This is a genomic window from Bacillus sp. bc15 (assembly GCF_900142585.1).
GTDB classification, from domain to species: domain Bacteria; phylum Bacillota; class Bacilli; order Bacillales; family Bacillaceae_G; genus Bacillus_A; species Bacillus_A cereus.
Genome location: NZ_FRBJ01000021.1, coordinates 1 through 15,339, shown reverse-complemented (window position 1 = coordinate 15,339; position 15,339 = coordinate 1). Strand labels below are relative to the sequence as shown.

Below are 15,339 nucleotides of genomic sequence, written 5' to 3'. Positions count from 1 at the left end.
AACTCTCCCTAACTAAACAGCACACCCAGTTTGACTGTTGAATCTAGGAAGAGTTACAAAGGGTAACAGACATAATTATGTTATGTAATCAAAGATGTATATAGAAGAAAAAGCTCAACTTAGAGCTTTTTCTTCGCAATATAATCGGAATATTTTTAAGTCAAACCTTAGAGAAATTGGCTATTCAAAATTGATTTACTTTTTCTTTACGTCTTCTAAATTTTTATATGTTTCTATAAAAAGATCTTCATAATAAGGATGTTTAGTTGAACGAGCAGTGTCATACCCCTCAACAATATTTTTATAATATTCAGAGGATGGTTTATGTTTACAGCCCCTCCAAAATTCGAATAGACATAATTCGCAAAGTGTAAATTCTAGCTTTTCATTATCAAATGGACTAGTGTAACCAAAGTATACACTCATATTATGGAATAGATTTGATGTAAATTTATCATCATCTAGATCGAAAACACAAAATCGACCACACTTATTACAGCAGAATTCATCACTACGTTTAGGCATAAATAATTGCTCCATTCCTTTTTATTCCATTATTTTTATATACTTATATTTAATTATAAATACATTAGCACGACTAATTTTTAATTGCAATTTAGATGAATTTAAAATGAAATATAAATTTATCCAATTGCATCCGTTGTAGCGTTATACGTTGGCTGTTTATTAGGATTGGTAGCCAGGACCGTGGATTCTCTCTTATTTCAGGGGGCAGGGATCGGTTATATAGTGGTTCAAATGATTCGGTTGTTTATGAAATTGCTTGTTAAAATCACTAAAACGCTATAAAATATTTTTGTGGTAAAAAAATGGAAGCATGAAAGCGTATGGAGGAAACTAGAATGAAAAAAGTCATTTCTGATAACTTTGCATCTTTCTTTTGTATAGGCTTATTATTATATTTGTCGATTGATTATAAAAATATATCAATCATGGGCTATATCTTTATTGCAACAAGTATATTTGCATTTATAACATTCTTGATCAATCTAGCTTTAACTTATCAGTTAGAGAAAAGAGAAAAAGAAAGTATATAGTCAAGTTGAAAAGGCCTGTACAGGTCTTTTTTTATTTGCAGGAATTTTTTTGCCATAATGGAATACTCTCACTAGGAGGTGTTGTGACGTTATGACGGACGAAATTGTTTATTCTGCTAGTGAAGTATACAAACGACTAGGAATAAGTGATAGCACCCTTAGAAAGTACATGGAAGTATTACAACGAGAAGGATTCGCTGTAAAGAAGGATAAGCGCGGCAGACGAGAGTATTCAGAAGGCGATATTATGGTTATTGAGAGGTTAATTGAACTCAGCAAGCATGACGGTATGACGCTAGAAAAGGCAGCGAAGATGATTGCGCAGCAAATAGAGAAAGTTAATCCAGATCTGATTCAAGAAGAAGCTGAAGGAACGGATTTAGTGCCATTCCACATTAAACAGCAATTACAGCAGCAATACAGCGTTATGACGCAAGAAATGAATCAGAGTATGTTAGCAATGGAGAAACGTTTAAGTGAGCAGGCGAAGCAAAGCCATGAGGAAATCAAAACGAGCGTAGAAGCGCATAACGAGCGAGTGGAAAAACGATTAGAAGCTCGTGATGAGACGCTTATGAAGACACTACGTGAGATGCAAGAAGCGAAGAGATTGGTGCAGGAATTTCGGGATGAGGTTGCTGCTGCCAAAGAGAAGAAAAAGCCGTGGTGGAAGTTCTGGTAATAAAAAATCTCTAGGTAAGTAGAAAAGCATGATTTTCTTACTTTTCTACTTACTAATATTTTCTATAGAAGTAATTTTGAAGAAAAAAAGAAAAAATATTTATATTCATAGTTTTATATATTAATATAAATTAGTTAATTTATTAAAAAAGAAAGGAGCGCTTACTTTGTCTAAAGTTTTAGGACTTTTTAAGAAAATAATACTTGGTGTAAATACTCAATATCTTATGAAATCATATTTTATTTCAATTTCTATAACGGCATTGTTTATTTACATGGAAGTAACGAGGTATAGTGGTGCGGATGTTAATGTTATTGCGGAAGTATCTAGTAGGACTACTCCATCAATCGGTGCAATCTTATATTGTTTATTAGCTGGTGTTTTATTCCCTTTTGCAACAATTGTATGGGATGATCTTATTACTACCATAACGAGTGGTAATATTCTTATTCTGCCATTACCTTTTATGTTAATCTGGAAAATATTTAAAGTGCTTGTGCTATATGGATTTGGTCCATTCGTTGCGCCTATTGGCATGCTTTATATTTATTTTGGAAATGGCTATCATAGAGGATGAATAATTGTGGATTCCTTGTGAGAGTAGAGATCCACTTTTTTCTTGCAACTGATAAAGAGACACTATATCTGCCTTACATAAATATCCTATTTGTTCAAATTTGTCCTTGCTGGTGGTACAATTAAGGTCACGGAGGGATATTATGGTGAATTTTTATGTAACACTGTTTCTTATATTCGGCACTGCAATATTCTTATTTTTCTTGTCTGGTTCATCAAAAATTAAGGCTAAAAACCTATCATTGATAATGGTCTGTTTAGGGATAAATCTACTTACAAGTCCAATAGCTTTATTTATAGGTGTAATGGCAACAGACTCTCCATATAGTACTACGTTTGATTTTTTTGGAGGGTTTCTTTTTATTCAGGGCATACCGCTCCTCCTCCTACTTGCAGCTTTTTTGAAGTTTGCACTAACAAAGAAAACAAAACAAGTGTAGAAGTACATAATGAATGAGTGGAAAAACGATTGGAATTTTGGGATGAGGTTGTTGCATCGAAAGAGAATGAAAAGCTGTGGTGGCAGTGCTGATAAGAGGGGACAGGAAAAAGAAGTATCCTTAATCAAAAACAGGGATACTTTTTTCTTTATTTATTCTCTAATGTCTCATAGAGGTGCTTATACATGTTTTTATATGCTTTAGAATGTCGGTTGACTAGTTGGGAATCTACATAATGTTCAACAAACATGTCAATGATGTTGTTAATTGATGTTTTATCCATACCTTCTTGTTCCTGTATAAATGGTTTAAGAGTATTTAGCTTTAGTAAAACAACAGGTGAAAGTTTTGCTGTTTTAGATGGAACTAAACGTTTATCTGGTGTCTGTATTTCCTTCTTTGTGTTAGTTTGATCGCTTTGAATAGTTAAATCTGAACTTTCAGTAATAGGTGTCACAGTTATTACAAAAGATTTACTTTTATTCTTCAAAGGTACCACCCTATTTAGTTTTTATCTTAAACTATTAAAATTATTTTGCGTTTGTATTGCTAGCAACTATGTTATTATCTGTTGTTTCACCTGTGTATTCAAGTAAGTTGAATAGGATTGATTAAGTAAAGATATCATGAAGAAAAAGTGGAAATATAGAAATATCCCTATTTCTAAATAGGGATATTTCTATATTTTTTACGCCTCTGTTAAAAGCTTAAATTTCCTTTTCTGCTCAGGTGTTAGCTCGTTTTCTACATAACGATCTATAAGTAAGTCGATGATTTCATAAGCGAATTTTGTGTTTGTAAGTTTCATTAATACTTCAAGTTCTTCTTTTGATTGATTAGAAATTTTAATGCTACCTTGCTGATTTTTAAATTTCTTTTTTGATTCAGCTTTGTCGTTTCTTTTTTCTTTTCGAGTTACTTGTTTTTCTTCTGTCTTAGGTTGAGAGGGAGCAGCAGGTACCTCGTTATTTTGAACTACAGCTTGTCCTTGTTCTGGTACATAAGGCTCAGTAGGTTCAAAGTTACTTTTCTTTCTACCTAACAAACCAGGAGTTCTTGCCATTTTACACACCAACCTTCATTTTTTCAAACATATCAATACGAGATAATAATTCATCACTAATCTTTTCGTATAGTTCAATTACATTCATATCATGTCTATCTTTTTCAGTAATACCATTCACATCAAATCTTTTAATACGTTCCATTTGAGGGACGATGTTTTTGAATAGGTTCTCTTCACCGAAAATTTCACGAGCATTTTCCATGATATATTCGTCAACCTTACCGTTATTTTTTAATAGGACAGGAAGAATACCAACTACTTCAATATCAAGGTCATATAGTTCTTTTAACTTGATAAGTTCATTTACGTAGTTTTCTGCACCAGTAAGAGAACGTTCTTGCGTTTGTAGAGCAATTAGAACATAATCAGAAGCTACAACGGCGTTTTTCGTAACTTCTAGCGACATTGGAGGAACATCGATAAATATGTAGTCATATTTGTTTTTTATTTTTTCTAGCAACCCTTTAAAGTAATGATCTTCTTCCGCTTCCGAAGAACAATTTTTATAAAGAAATTTTGCGAAGTCTTGAAAATCAACGTAAGAAGGAATTAAGTATAAATTCTCCACAATCTCTACTTCTAAGCCGTCTAAACTTCCCTCTTGTATTCCCTTCATTAATGTTCTTTCTACTGTAACAATGTCATCAGGGTTAAGAATGGATTTTGTTAACATCAGAGATTTTGTTGCGTTACTTTGTGGATCAAGGTCAACGAGTAATGTACGCTTACCCTTTTTAGCAAATTCATAAGAGTTCAATACAGCATTTGTGGTTTTACCGACTCCACCTTTGTAATTACCTACCGTAATTGTAATAGCCATTTTTAACACTCCAGTTATATTTTTTTGAAATTTCCCTATATCCCTTTATAGAAATAGGGAAAAATAGAAATAGGGAAATAGGGATATTTCTAACTATAGAAATAGGGATATTTCTATATCTCTAAAGAAATTATAACAATGATGTACGGTATATGCAATAGAATCATAGAGTTAGTAATTAATAAGAAAAACGTTGGTATCAAAAGATTCTTTTGATGTATGAAGTAGAGATAGTTAAGAAATAAATATGTAATTTCGTAGAGAAGTTAGTGGACGAAAAAATAATGAAAATAGGGAAATATAGATATAGGGAAAAGGGGAAATATCCCTATATCTATAAATAGAAATAGGGAAATAGGGAAATAGGGATATTTTGAAAAAAGTTCGTAATACAGAAGTTTACAAAGGGTAAAGCTTGTTGTAACGTAGTACACAACAAGCATCATTTTACAAAACAAAACATAATTTGATATTTTACATAAATGAAGATCAAACGAGCAAAATTAAAAACAATTGAATATGAACATAAAACAAAAAGCCACTCCCATATGCTAAAGGCTACCAACCTTTAGCGGGAATGACTAGCTCTAGCAAGTGTACCACCACTTGACTAGAAATTAACTGTATTAACTTGCAGTGTTAACGTTTAAGTAGTGTACCACCACTAACCTTAAACAACTATGCCTTTTCACGAGGCTTCTTTGATATACCCATTTTATCTATTATTTGACTAAAATTCAACTAGTAAGTGCTAGAATTGTATTTTTTGTAGTCAAAAGATCTATAACGGGCATCTCTAAACCTAGAAGTCTTGTGGATCTACAGGATATTCAGGAATTAGAGATGCCTTTTTGTTTTTTGTTCGCGTGGAATTGCCTGATACCACGTAAATAAAAACTGATAAGCCGTAATTCCGTGCTGCTATACATTTAGCGGGAACGTGTTATGGCGTGGCTAGCTGTTGGTCGTGCAGGGGGTACAGAGTATACGCCTACAAAAACAGCACCCCTCATTGGAATCCTGTTCTTCTGATGAGGGAGGGCGAGAACTTGCCCAGGGACAAATCCCTAAAAGGTTCGGGTGGTTATCGTTAGCATTACGGTGCTAGGGAATACATTCAGTTTGTCGTGTAGGGACGATATTACAAGGACAAGCCATAGCAAAAGGATGTATGCGGTGAAAATCGCTGAGTGAGCAGGGTCTATACATACGGATACCTTATAAGTGACCGCATGGCGAAAACTAAGACGCTTATCCATCTATTTTGATTGATTACTTTTTTGTGACCTATCAAAGTAGGGGATAAATCTGCCTTCCAGCCGTTTTCCTTAAACGTTTCCACATGATAAAAAACCTCAAGACCTTTAGTCAAGTTTAATTGCGAAGAATAGATGAAAAACTTGAGATTATTTAGCTCTTGTGGGAATGACTTACTAAGATAGAGGAATAAATAAGGGATTTACTACTTACTTGGTTAGAGGATAAGGGAATGGATGGTTAGAATATGCTTTATTGCTGAATTTGGTTTTACACATTGGATATAGTACGTGAAATTATACAGTTTGTTTATATGGATATTGTTTTATTCTGGAATTGATTAGAATGATAAAATATAAGGGGAAGATTCTATGGTTAATAATCTTATAGAAAAGAATTGGATTGATGATTTTATTAAAACAGATGCATTTTCAGAGGCTTTAGGTATGGTATGGCGTAATGGTTATGAATCAGGAGGTTACTTTCAATTTACTCATAAGTCGCAAGTGATAGTAAAAAAGTTTGCTGATTTCTTTAGGAGAAAAATAAGATCAAGATATTGTGAAGATAAAGGATATGTGGAATGGTATATGTCTATGAATAGTGATCATCCATTTATCAGGAAAGTAAAAGAATTTGGTTGGACACCGATACGAGAAAAATCTAGGTTATTTCCTAAAGCTGAGTTTAATAAAGAAGTATTCTTTAAAAATTATATTTTATTGAGGCATGAACTTGGGACGATAAAAGTCAAACGTCCTGAAAATAAAATTTATGTTAGACCACGTTTTCGTATTCATGGATCCACAGATATCTTGGAGCATTTAAATAATTTTATGTTTGAAGAATTAGGCATTAAGAAGAAAAAGTTACAAACTGATGGGAAAATACCAAAAGCAAAAATCTTATATTTTCAATCATATAAAGATATAGAGAGTATTTTGAAATATATTGGTGCTTCAGAAACATTAGAAACGTTGTATTCATTCGATTTAGGATTTTATGATGCTGAAGAATTTAAGAAGATCGATCTATGTAAGTAGGTAGGTCTTTAGGAGATGTATTACTATATCATTATACAAAATGTAACATTTTATGACTATAAGAATAGTTTTTAATTTTTGATCTAATGTAAAATTAGTTGGAAGTTTATTTTATAACAAAATGTTAACTAAAAAAGAGTTAGAATTAATTATTTGAATAAATTAATATCATTGTCTTTATCGGTTACATTTTTTTAAATATCGCAGGATGTTCTAATGATATGGCTACATCAAAGGAAAATTCTACCCCCTCAACATCTAAGAAGGTTAAATGCATCAAAAAAGCATGGTACAAAAAAACATATGTTATGTAATAGTTTAAAGAAACTTTAAATGGTTGATGATAAAGATTATAAGGGAACTATGATAATAGATCTATTTCTTCAAATAGTATTAGAGGTAATTAAGACAATTGTACGAGAAATTGTCGTTTTCGTAATAAAAAAGATAACCTCAGGTGCCTACCTCTGCCTTGAACCATTATGATTTTAAATAATAAATATATAGCAATTAATACGAACATCTGGCAGTATCTAACATGAATTTCTATTTTGTTTAATATTTTTCCAATGGAAAAAAGACAGAGCAGGGAGATTTTTATCCGGTACGTATTTGGGACAGAAATTGATGTCACTTAATGCTGAAAAAGAGTTCAATGAAAATGATATCGGACTAGATAAAACACCTCAGCAAAGAGTTGCGGAAGCAAGAGCTGCCTTAAAAGCACAAGGGCTTGATGATACATATGAAGCTGTAAGAATACCTACAGAAGAAAAGAAGCAGAAAAACAAAAGAATCCAAAGCAAGGCGTAGAACGTGCTGGAACAGTAACTTCATCTTGGAACATACTAGATGATTGGTTGCAAAAAGGTGACATTGTTATTACACCAGGAACATCAGCATCGCCTGCAATCTAAATGGGAGTTTATCCATAAGGGAAATCAGGAATACTCTAACTTTGTATATTAAAGGTATGAACAAGATAAGGGAGCTGCGCTTGGATTACGAGCTTATTTCTTTGGTAAGGGTGGAATGTGGTGAGGTTAAAATATAAAAATGTAGGACATTTTTTATTTAAAAAAAGACACCATAAGATGCCTTCCTCCCACCTGAACCACTTTAATTTTAATAAACTATAGGGACTTTTCCTGTGAGCTTTGTAAGTAGTTTTTAAGAAATTATGAGTGGTTATTTTTGTTTTCAAAATATTCTTTTTTAATTATTTGTAATTTGCTTTCGTTTTTTGTTAATTTAAATATAAATAATGCTGTTTTCATGTTATCAGCAACATTTTCGTCATTAGATTGTTTAAGCTTTAATAAGTTTGAACCTTTTCCATAGTATAGTTCACCTAATAAGTATAAAGTATTTAGATTAATAGCTAATTGGATGCCCTTATCAATGTATTTTATTGCCTCTTCGTATTGACATGTGTAACTTAAACATTTTGATAAATTATAAATGAGCTTTAATTTAATTTCTTTATCTCTAGGAAAATCTAACTTGTTAAAATTAGTTAAACATCTTCTTAATATATTAATACTTTTTTCATATTCTTTGTTTTCTGCATAAAATATAGCCATTGCCTGCATAATATCTATTTCTCTTTCTGATAAACAATCAGCATTGGTTACAGTTAGTTTTAATGCATAATTTAAAAGAGTTAAAGCAGTTTTGGTTGATCTATTTACCTCAAATATAGCAATTGCTTCATGCCATATTAGAAATTGTTTCTCTTCATTTGTTTGAAAGTTATTTAAGTTTTTCTCCTTTTTTACTATTTCATAAAGTTCTTTATATTGTTTTTGTTTTAAGCAATCTTGTATTACATTTTTTACATTTTCTACGTATTTTAATTTGTTATTTTGAGTTATTGCAAATATACTATTGGGATCAACACCAAGTCTTTCTGATAATTGATATAACAATACGCTAGATGGATAAATCACACCTTTTTCGATTTTACTAATTTGACTTTGTGAACATATTCCATGACATAATTCGGATTGTGATATATTTTTGTTAATTCTAAGTTCTTTAATGGTAATACCCAAATTATTAAATTCCATTTCCCCACCTACTATTTAGCACTTTATTAGTATGATATTCTCTAACCTTAATGTAATGTAAAGTTAATATAGTTGCAATTATTATTTGTTTTAAAGGCCCTACCATTTTCATAGGATGGTGAGGATTTTTAATGCATAAAAAAAACACCCTAAGATGTCTCCTTTTACTTGTACACTTGGTGTTAAGAAGGTGTTTGTATTGCTTAAAAACCCCAAAAAATATAACAATCATCGAGTAAGCTTATTATAGCATCAATAAATAGGGTCTATATATGTAATATTTAGTATATATATATTTATTTATTTATATTTTATCTATATAGTTAAATTGTCTGTTATTTGTTTTAATTCGTTTACTTATTTTATTTTTGAGCGCTCCAGTAATGGAGTCTTTTTTTATGCAATAAAACATTTTTTTACGTTATTTAGTTGATCTATATTAATTTTACCTTCTTAAATGGATATCTATATTTTACCAAATAATTAGATGGATACCATCTTTTTCTAATAATCTAGTGAATTAATAATTTTAAAGTTATTTGTTAATTATTATATAATCATGCAACGAAGATTGAGAAATCAAGAATTATAAAAAATTCATAGTATCTTGGAGAAATGTATATTTATTATTTAAATATTAATATGTTATAATGAAAATCTCTAAAACTACCCAAAAAGGACTGCCAGTAATGGTAGTCTTTTTTATATTGGTGGGATTGTACTAGTATGATAGAATAGAATTAACTGTATATTGTGAGGGTGATTGGTTATCCCTTCTTTCCATTTGGAAGGAAAGGGGGTGATATACCTATGGAGTTTTTGTTTGAGCTTTTAAAAGAATTTGTGAAAGCCATTGTACGTGAAGTTTCTGCGTATGTTTTTAGGAAACAAATTTTAGAAAAAGATAACAAAAAACCCACTCCTCGTCGCCGTCGGAAGCAAAAGGGTGGGTTTCGTAAAAAATAAATGATATAACCACCACCCTGACGGTAGCAGTTACTAGAAGAGATGTTAGCGCATCTCTTCTTTTATTATATACACAAGGTATTACTATAATACTAATACAGTAATTATATCAAATGCATATAAAAAATCAATGAGCACGTAATAGATATAATGTACAAAAGATAAGACACCCAAAGCTGCCTTCCTCCAAATTGAATCACTTTAATTTTAATAATATGTATTGGACTCCCATTCAAGTATCATTTTTCTCAATGAATAATTGGTATATTTTGGGGTTCTTTTTACTATTTTTATGTTAAGATATTTTGGTTGTTATCTGTCTTATTCTAGGAGGTTGGAAGATTTGTTACAGGCTTTTCATATGGATTTTAGTTTCTATACAGAAAGTATAAAAGTTTTGAGGTCATTAGGGAATTCTACTCGATTATCAATTGTTTGTAAATTGGTTACATATGGATCGTTGTCAGTTTCTGATTTAAGTAAGCAAACAAAAATTACAGAAGATTTGATTGTACAACATTTGCGTAAATTGACCTCTGGAAATATTGTAATTAGTGAACGTATAGGGAAAAGGCTTCATTTTAAAATAAAGGATAATAAAACAATTGAGATTATTAAGGTATTAGGGTTATTAAGTTAAATTTAATCACTTTAGATATAAATGATTTTGTTATAACTTAATTGTGCAAAATTACATTTAGTCCATCTACAGAAATAGGTGGGTTTTTAATATACAAAAAAGACCCCCATATAAGAGTGTCTTTTCCAATAGTTTTTTAGCAGAAGCAACTGCATCCGATAATAATTAATAGTATAAAGAGTACAACGAGTAAAGCGAATCCTCCGGCAAAACCGCAGCCTTCGCCGCAACTACCACCATATCCCATAACAATAGTGCCTCCTTTAGATAAGAGGTTAAAACTAGGGTTCATTCCATGCGCTTTAATGGGTTTAATTTACTTTATGTATTTAAGAATTAATTGAGCAGGTCCTTTTGAAAATAAGAGAAAGACACCCAGAGGTGTCTTTCTCCAACTAGAACCACTTTAATTTTAATAATATGCATTGGACTCCCATCCAAATATTATTTTACCGCATGAAGTAATTTTGGTCATTGAGGAAAAATAAAAGCACTCTTTCGAGTGCTTTCAACTATTCTACTTTTAAATTAATTTCTTTACCTGTCATACCGCCACTAGCTTTTAAGAAAAGTCCTTCAGCATCTTTTGGTATATCAAATACAATTTTACCTGTTTGTGTTAGACCAGGATTCAATTGTTTTAAGAAGAAGTCAGTTTTCCCACCATTAGTTAAGTCAAAAGATGTTTGACCTTGTGTTGAATATGTGAATTCACGACCTTTGTTATCTACCAACTTAAAACTATTAGCATCAACAGTGATAGCATCTTTTTGGTTATTAGTAAGTGTAACTTCTAAAATTTTAAAGACACCTTGTGCTTGTTCTTTTGTATATTCATTACCCACAGAATCTACTGTTTCCATAGATCCTACAGTGATTTTTACATCAGAAGATACACCTTCTTTTGATACTGCTTTACTGTCTGTTGAAGTTTTTTCTGTTGAATCTCCACCACCAGCAACCATAGCAATTATTCCGATTACAAATAAAGCTATAATTCCTAGGCATCCAAACTTAAATATCTTTCCCACGTTTGTTCCTCCAATTATGTAAAATGTAAGATTGCTAAGTTAATAATAACAAATTATATATATGGATATTGTCATATTATGTCGAAAGGAAATAAAAAGATGGTTTAGAATTTTCAGTCCGTGATTGAGTCTTGTGACCTATTTTTATAAGTATCTAGGCTTTATCTCTTACTCATAAAAAAAGACACCAAAAGGTGCCTTTCTTCAACTTGAACCGCTCTAATTGTAATAATATGTATTGGAATCCCATCCAAATATTATTTTCCCACATTAATTAGTTTTATATATTGAGAAATATGACTTAGGTCTATAGTTTATCTAAAAGCATCCATTTGAACTGCTGCTTCATAAATAAGCCTAGTTTCTTTGGCTGTAATCCCAAACGTTTAGCGGTTTTAGCGGTTATTTCAGCAACCTGAGGATCATGTATTTCATGAATGTAGTTTTCATCGCTATTTGTAAGAATGTTGTACTGTTGTTTTATAAAGTCGAGTATAGCCTTATGGCGTATTCGATTACTTACATATTGCCCATCCTGTGAAGAAGGAAAGGAAGTAATTAAGAACGATTTTGAGGCTGCTATCAAATTTGCACCGTGTATTTGCGAAGCAGGGAATCGCAGCTCTGAAGAATTGGAGAGAAGATGTGATGGCGTTATGGCGGAGCTAAGAGAAATTCATCAATTACAATTGGAGGGGAAATGAAATCCCGATATTTGGAAGGGATTTAGAGGAGGAGAATTACACAATGGCGTTACAGCAGGGATGGTACATGAAGAAATTGCGTCGTAACTTATATATTGCTTTAGAAGAGTTGGACTTGGTGATTAATGAAAGTGAAGTGATTCAATTACGAAAAAATGTGGGGTTAGGATAAAGATATTCTTAAAATAGCAAAAGAGCTAGGAAGGCATCAATTAGAAATTGCCGCATTAATCATGGATCAGGCAGATAAGAACAAAATCAAATCTCGTCCAATGGGGTTAGGGGCATGAAGCAACTAACACTGGAGGCTGTAGTCGGAAGTTTTGATTATATCGAAACAAGTACCGTGGACAAATTCTTGAAGCGTAATAGCGTTATGACGTACTCAGTAGAGTTTTACGAAAAATACGGAAAGATAGAAATTATTACTACTTATATTTCGGCTAGAACCTTAGAAGGGATAATGAATTTGGATTAGGAGGCATAGCGTTATGACGCGTGATACAAATTTACGCGTGGTAATTGGAACTGTGGATAGTGGTTTTAGAGGAGTAGTTGGTGTGCTAAATAGTTTTGGAAGTAGGGGGATTAAATAAAAAAGGCTAGGATTTGCTCCTAGCAAAGAGTTATGTCGTACAGAAAGGTACAAACCTGATTGTTTGTGATTTGATTATATAACGCTTCTAGGGTGGAAGGATTGAATCATAGCAATCTTTACGTAACTTTTACATGTGATTAAAGTATTTGATTAAAACGAAATTTGAATTTTGTAGAACCGTAGAATGAGGAAATATGCCTAGAGTATTAGCGAAACCCAATCTTAATCAATTCTTCATTGTTTATTTCAATTACGAATCTATATTTTTTATCTAATAGCAAATAATAAAAACTGACCGCATCAACGTCAACTAGTGATTGGAATACTTTATCAAGATTTGTACTTACTACAGGGATTTCATAGTTATCCCATATTATAAAAATCTGTCCATCAAAATCTAGTTGGTGTGCTCTAATAAGGGAAATTAGTTGTTCTTTGTTCGAGGCTATTAATTGATTTTCTATCTGTTCCCAATCTATTCTTCCTGAGACAGTTATAGGAAAAAAATTCATTAAAGTAGTAGCAATCTGCTGGCTTTTTTCCAAAGAGGAAATGAGAGTTTCGCTTCCTAGGGATTCAAGGCATTCATTAAACAAAGGGTTTGTATCACTTCTGTTTTTTGTTTTCAGTTCTCTTAACTTTTGTCGCATTTTCCATTGTCTTGACGATCTATCATCCATTTTTAACATTCCTTATACAATTATTTATGAATGAGTATAGCATATAAGGGAAGTTCTTATGAAAATGAATTTTTATAATATAAATTAAACAAAAGCGTTATTGTATAGCAATGTGAAAAGAGCACACAGCAAATGTGTATTCATAACAATCTAAATTATTTCAAGGACCATGATATATCATCAAGGGCTTTATAAATATAACTATACATACGGTAAAAGAGATATTTTGGATTGTATTTTTGGTTCCATTTCATAAAAATCACCCCTCATACAAATAGTTTAATTATATTATACAGTTGTTATTTTGAATGTTAAGAAAATTTAGCGTTAATTAAGGTAAATTTAAACAAAGTAGTTATTAAAAAAGACCTCTTACGGAAAGATAAGAGGTCATCAAAAAATGTTGTATTTGAAACACGTGATGTTTCACAAAGTTATTGTAACATAAACATCTATATATTATGTATATGCAATTTATAAAATGGGTGAAAATAATAAAGTTCATAAATTCCTTATTTAAAAAAGAAGCCCTAGGATTAGGGGGCTAGGGCTTTCTGTGTTGGTATATCTCACACGATATTATAAAAAGAAAAGAACGTATTGAAGATAACACATGAATGTTTCATAAATGTATCAAAAAAGTGAACAAAAATGATATTTTAATTGTTGCAGCCCCTTGGAGGGCGCTCCAAGGGGCTAAGATTCGAGAATTTTAAAACTCTTGTTTAATTATATGAGAACTCCCTAAGGAGTATATGTGGAATTTTAACACTTAACTAACTATATTTACAACTGTATATTAAGATTTATATAAAAACCTTAATGAAAAAATGGTTCTTACTACAACGTAAGAGCCCCATAAACAGAGAAAAAGTCGCATGTGACTCTATATGAGAATCAAACAAAAAAATTTAATATCATAATAAGGAGTTGTCTATACGCATTGGCGCGATAGAACTGAACAAAGACGCTATTTTACTCGGAAGAGGAAAGAGATCAAAGGGTGTTGATCAATATTCTAATATCGATGAAACGAGAATCAAACTGTATGAAGTCTTGGAATCTAACACTACCATCACGAGATTAAGAGTCATTACCTTTATAACGATTACATGGATAAAGTTAAGTACTTTTATGTTAGAACTACAGATGACATGATTATCGACATGTGTTTAAGTCAGTTCCCTAAGGTGTTTGCGGTCTACAAGGGGGTTACTGAAGCGCGCAGATTAAGAAGATATACAGGGGAGATTACAATGGAAATTTCAATTAAATAAAAAAGAATCCATGATATTGGATTCTTTTTTATTTAATTTTTGATGCGATCCATTTTCCTAATTCTCTATTCCACTTTTGAGGATAATAGGTTGCATTAGATGCTATAAACATTGCTTTTCCACCATCAGTTTTTAATAGCTCTTCTTTTGTCAATACTGTATATTTATTTTTATTCATTATTATTGCTCCTTAGTATAGGGGTATTTTTGTTATTACCATTTGCCGCCTGGCATACCATGTTTGTATTGTGCTTCCATTGCTGGTCCTTTACCTTTTGAATAATATTTAGCAGTATCCCACATAAGTTGGGCACCTGTAATTACATATCCCCAGCCGCCGCCATTTACTTTTTCATTTTCTTCTTTATTAAGTACTTCTAATTTCATTGTATTTAGTTTCATGATATTTCCTCCTAATTGTGATATGTAGAA

At 31.6% G+C, this 15,339-nt stretch carries 20 protein-coding genes and 4 pseudogenes; 13 read left to right on the top strand and 11 right to left on the bottom strand.

All coding sequences use genetic code 11. The features are described from left to right. Window positions 1–195: 195 nt before the first annotated feature. Window positions 196–525: a hypothetical protein gene (locus tag BUA87_RS28880; protein ID WP_072941732.1), complete on the bottom strand. Its 330-nt coding sequence runs from the start codon at window positions 523–525 to the stop codon at window positions 196–198. Window positions 526–863: 338 nt separating this feature from the next. On the opposite strand from BUA87_RS28880, the gene BUA87_RS28875 reads away from it, so the two are divergent. The 4 genes from BUA87_RS28875 (at window position 864) to BUA87_RS28860 (ending at window position 2,756) form a co-directional block, all read left to right on the top strand. Then, complete coding sequence (locus tag BUA87_RS28875; RefSeq protein WP_072941729.1) at window positions 864–1,058, top strand: hypothetical protein; 195 nt, start codon at window positions 864–866, stop codon at window positions 1,056–1,058. Window positions 1,059–1,149: 91 nt separating this feature from the next. Further along, window positions 1,150–1,740, top strand: a complete 591-nt coding sequence (locus BUA87_RS28870; RefSeq protein WP_072941726.1) for a DUF3967 domain-containing protein — start codon at window positions 1,150–1,152, stop codon at window positions 1,738–1,740. Window positions 1,741–1,906: 166 nt separating this feature from the next. Then, window positions 1,907–2,317 (top strand): hypothetical protein, encoded by a 411-nt coding sequence (locus tag BUA87_RS28865; RefSeq protein WP_072941722.1) that lies wholly within the window; start codon window positions 1,907–1,909, stop codon window positions 2,315–2,317. A gap of 142 nt (window positions 2,318–2,459) precedes the next feature. Next, window positions 2,460–2,756, top strand: a complete 297-nt coding sequence (locus BUA87_RS28860) for a hypothetical protein (protein ID WP_072941719.1) — start codon at window positions 2,460–2,462, stop codon at window positions 2,754–2,756. Between the two features lie 148 nt (window positions 2,757–2,904). Here BUA87_RS28860 and BUA87_RS28855 read toward each other — a convergent pair whose 3' ends face one another. The 3 genes from BUA87_RS28855 to BUA87_RS28845 all read right to left on the bottom strand — a co-directional run bounded on the left by BUA87_RS28855 (window position 2,905) and on the right by BUA87_RS28845 (window position 4,642). Next, entirely contained in the window at window positions 2,905–3,246 is a 342-nt protein-coding gene (locus BUA87_RS28855) for a hypothetical protein (protein ID WP_072941716.1), read from the bottom strand. 198 nt (window positions 3,247–3,444) lie between these two features. Then, the gene (locus BUA87_RS28850) at window positions 3,445–3,819 is read right to left on the bottom strand and encodes a hypothetical protein (protein ID WP_072941712.1); all 375 of its coding nucleotides are present in this window, start codon (window positions 3,817–3,819) and stop codon (window positions 3,445–3,447) included. A 1-nt stretch (window position 3,820) separates the two neighbouring features. Continuing rightward, the gene (locus BUA87_RS28845) at window positions 3,821–4,642 is read right to left on the bottom strand and encodes a ParA family protein (RefSeq protein WP_013450092.1); all 822 of its coding nucleotides are present in this window, start codon (window positions 4,640–4,642) and stop codon (window positions 3,821–3,823) included. A 1,628-nt stretch (window positions 4,643–6,270) separates the two neighbouring features. On the opposite strand from BUA87_RS28845, the gene BUA87_RS28835 reads away from it, so the two are divergent. Beyond that, on the top strand, window positions 6,271–6,942 hold the full coding sequence (locus BUA87_RS28835) for a hypothetical protein (RefSeq protein ID WP_072941704.1): 672 nt from the start codon (window positions 6,271–6,273) through the stop codon (window positions 6,940–6,942). 627 nt (window positions 6,943–7,569) lie between these two features. Further along, a complete protein-coding gene (locus BUA87_RS32050) occupies window positions 7,570–7,755 on the top strand; it encodes a hypothetical protein (protein WP_013450090.1) in 186 nt (61 codons plus the stop codon). 365 nt (window positions 7,756–8,120) lie between these two features. On the opposite strand, the gene BUA87_RS28825 is transcribed toward BUA87_RS32050, so the two are convergent. Further along, on the bottom strand, window positions 8,121–9,011 hold the full coding sequence (locus BUA87_RS28825) for a helix-turn-helix domain-containing protein (RefSeq protein ID WP_072941701.1): 891 nt from the start codon (window positions 9,009–9,011) through the stop codon (window positions 8,121–8,123). 810 nt (window positions 9,012–9,821) lie between these two features. On the opposite strand from BUA87_RS28825, the gene BUA87_RS31495 reads away from it, so the two are divergent. After that, window positions 9,822–9,977 carry a hypothetical protein gene (locus BUA87_RS31495; RefSeq protein WP_165362282.1) on the top strand — a complete coding sequence of 52 codons (156 nt, stop codon included), beginning with the start codon at window positions 9,822–9,824 and terminating at the stop codon, window positions 9,975–9,977. Between the two features lie 361 nt (window positions 9,978–10,338). Then, window positions 10,339–10,617 (top strand): ArsR/SmtB family transcription factor, encoded by a 279-nt coding sequence (locus tag BUA87_RS28820; RefSeq protein WP_072941767.1) that lies wholly within the window; start codon window positions 10,339–10,341, stop codon window positions 10,615–10,617. 136 nt (window positions 10,618–10,753) lie between these two features. On the opposite strand, the gene BUA87_RS28815 is transcribed toward BUA87_RS28820, so the two are convergent. The 3 genes from BUA87_RS28815 to BUA87_RS30745 form a co-directional block, all read right to left on the bottom strand. Beyond that, window positions 10,754–10,864, bottom strand: a complete 111-nt coding sequence (locus BUA87_RS28815; RefSeq protein ID WP_000540371.1) for a YjcZ family sporulation protein — start codon at window positions 10,862–10,864, stop codon at window positions 10,754–10,756. 265 nt (window positions 10,865–11,129) lie between these two features. Then, a complete protein-coding gene (locus BUA87_RS28810; protein WP_072941694.1) occupies window positions 11,130–11,648 on the bottom strand; it encodes a DUF4352 domain-containing protein in 519 nt (172 codons plus the stop codon). 307 nt (window positions 11,649–11,955) lie between these two features. Beyond that, window positions 11,956–12,234 carry a hypothetical protein gene (locus BUA87_RS30745; RefSeq protein WP_225989867.1) on the bottom strand — a complete coding sequence of 93 codons (279 nt, stop codon included), beginning with the start codon at window positions 12,232–12,234 and terminating at the stop codon, window positions 11,956–11,958. Here BUA87_RS30745 and BUA87_RS32045 point away from each other — a divergent pair. The 4 genes and pseudogenes from BUA87_RS32045 to BUA87_RS32040 form a co-directional block, all read left to right on the top strand. After that, window positions 12,206–12,439 (top strand): annotated as a pseudogene (locus BUA87_RS32045) (hypothetical protein). The gene BUA87_RS30745 and the pseudogene BUA87_RS32045 sit on opposite strands and share 29 nt — an antisense overlap. After that, window positions 12,396–12,642: pseudogene (locus tag BUA87_RS30740) on the top strand (helix-turn-helix domain containing protein). The pseudogenes BUA87_RS32045 and BUA87_RS30740 overlap by 44 nt, the downstream one beginning before the upstream one ends. Beyond that, a complete protein-coding gene (locus BUA87_RS28800) occupies window positions 12,639–12,830 on the top strand; it encodes a hypothetical protein (protein ID WP_072941691.1) in 192 nt (63 codons plus the stop codon). Before BUA87_RS30740 ends, BUA87_RS28800 begins: the two are co-directional and overlap by 4 nt. Then, a pseudogene (locus BUA87_RS32040) lies at window positions 12,820–12,918 on the top strand (deoxyuridine 5'-triphosphate nucleotidohydrolase); the annotation flags it as partial. The gene BUA87_RS28800 and the pseudogene BUA87_RS32040, both read left to right, overlap by 11 nt. Window positions 12,919–13,156: 238 nt before the next feature. Here the strand turns inward: BUA87_RS32040 and BUA87_RS28795 are convergent. Beyond that, window positions 13,157–13,630, bottom strand: coding sequence for a CDI toxin immunity protein (locus BUA87_RS28795; RefSeq protein WP_072941688.1), 474 nt, complete (start codon window positions 13,628–13,630; stop codon window positions 13,157–13,159). A gap of 1,023 nt (window positions 13,631–14,653) precedes the next feature. Here BUA87_RS28795 and BUA87_RS32035 point away from each other — a divergent pair. Further along, window positions 14,654–14,907: pseudogene (locus BUA87_RS32035) on the top strand (hypothetical protein). A 28-nt stretch (window positions 14,908–14,935) separates the two neighbouring features. Here the strand turns inward: BUA87_RS32035 and BUA87_RS31490 are convergent. Next, the gene (locus BUA87_RS31490) at window positions 14,936–15,085 is read right to left on the bottom strand and encodes a hypothetical protein (protein ID WP_176543045.1); all 150 of its coding nucleotides are present in this window, start codon (window positions 15,083–15,085) and stop codon (window positions 14,936–14,938) included. A gap of 35 nt (window positions 15,086–15,120) precedes the next feature. Then, on the bottom strand, window positions 15,121–15,309 hold the full coding sequence (locus BUA87_RS28785) for a hypothetical protein (protein ID WP_072941764.1): 189 nt from the start codon (window positions 15,307–15,309) through the stop codon (window positions 15,121–15,123). Window positions 15,310–15,339: the final 30 nt, after the last annotated feature.

What these genes read in the sequence shown, in the direction of transcription:
- BUA87_RS28880 (WP_072941732.1), bottom strand. Translation starts at nt 525, where the DNA reads ATGCCTAAACGTAGTGATGAATTCTGCTGTAATAAGTGTGGTCGATTT.
- BUA87_RS28875 (WP_072941729.1), top strand. Translation starts at nt 864, where the DNA reads ATGAAAAAAGTCATTTCTGATAACTTTGCATCTTTCTTTTGTATAGGC.
- BUA87_RS28870 (WP_072941726.1), top strand. Translation starts at nt 1,150, where the DNA reads ATGACGGACGAAATTGTTTATTCTGCTAGTGAAGTATACAAACGACTA.
- BUA87_RS28860 (WP_072941719.1), top strand. Translation starts at nt 2,460, where the DNA reads ATGGTGAATTTTTATGTAACACTGTTTCTTATATTCGGCACTGCAATA.
- BUA87_RS28850 (WP_072941712.1), bottom strand. Translation starts at nt 3,819, where the DNA reads ATGGCAAGAACTCCTGGTTTGTTAGGTAGAAAGAAAAGTAACTTTGAA.
- BUA87_RS28845 (WP_013450092.1), bottom strand. Translation starts at nt 4,642, where the DNA reads ATGGCTATTACAATTACGGTAGGTAATTACAAAGGTGGAGTCGGTAAA.
- BUA87_RS28835 (WP_072941704.1), top strand. Translation starts at nt 6,271, where the DNA reads ATGGTTAATAATCTTATAGAAAAGAATTGGATTGATGATTTTATTAAA.
- BUA87_RS32050 (WP_013450090.1), top strand. Translation starts at nt 7,570, where the DNA reads ATGTCACTTAATGCTGAAAAAGAGTTCAATGAAAATGATATCGGACTA.
- BUA87_RS28825 (WP_072941701.1), bottom strand. Translation starts at nt 9,011, where the DNA reads ATGGAATTTAATAATTTGGGTATTACCATTAAAGAACTTAGAATTAAC.
- BUA87_RS31495 (WP_165362282.1), top strand. Translation starts at nt 9,822, where the DNA reads ATGGAGTTTTTGTTTGAGCTTTTAAAAGAATTTGTGAAAGCCATTGTA.
- BUA87_RS28820 (WP_072941767.1), top strand. Translation starts at nt 10,339, where the DNA reads ATGGATTTTAGTTTCTATACAGAAAGTATAAAAGTTTTGAGGTCATTA.
- BUA87_RS28815 (WP_000540371.1), bottom strand. Translation starts at nt 10,864, where the DNA reads ATGGGATATGGTGGTAGTTGCGGCGAAGGCTGCGGTTTTGCCGGAGGA.
- BUA87_RS28800 (WP_072941691.1), top strand. Translation starts at nt 12,639, where the DNA reads ATGAAGCAACTAACACTGGAGGCTGTAGTCGGAAGTTTTGATTATATC.
- BUA87_RS28795 (WP_072941688.1), bottom strand. Translation starts at nt 13,630, where the DNA reads ATGGATGATAGATCGTCAAGACAATGGAAAATGCGACAAAAGTTAAGA.
- BUA87_RS31490 (WP_176543045.1), bottom strand. Translation starts at nt 15,085, where the DNA reads ATGAATAAAAATAAATATACAGTATTGACAAAAGAAGAGCTATTAAAA.
- BUA87_RS28785 (WP_072941764.1), bottom strand. Translation starts at nt 15,309, where the DNA reads ATGAAACTAAATACAATGAAATTAGAAGTACTTAATAAAGAAGAAAAT.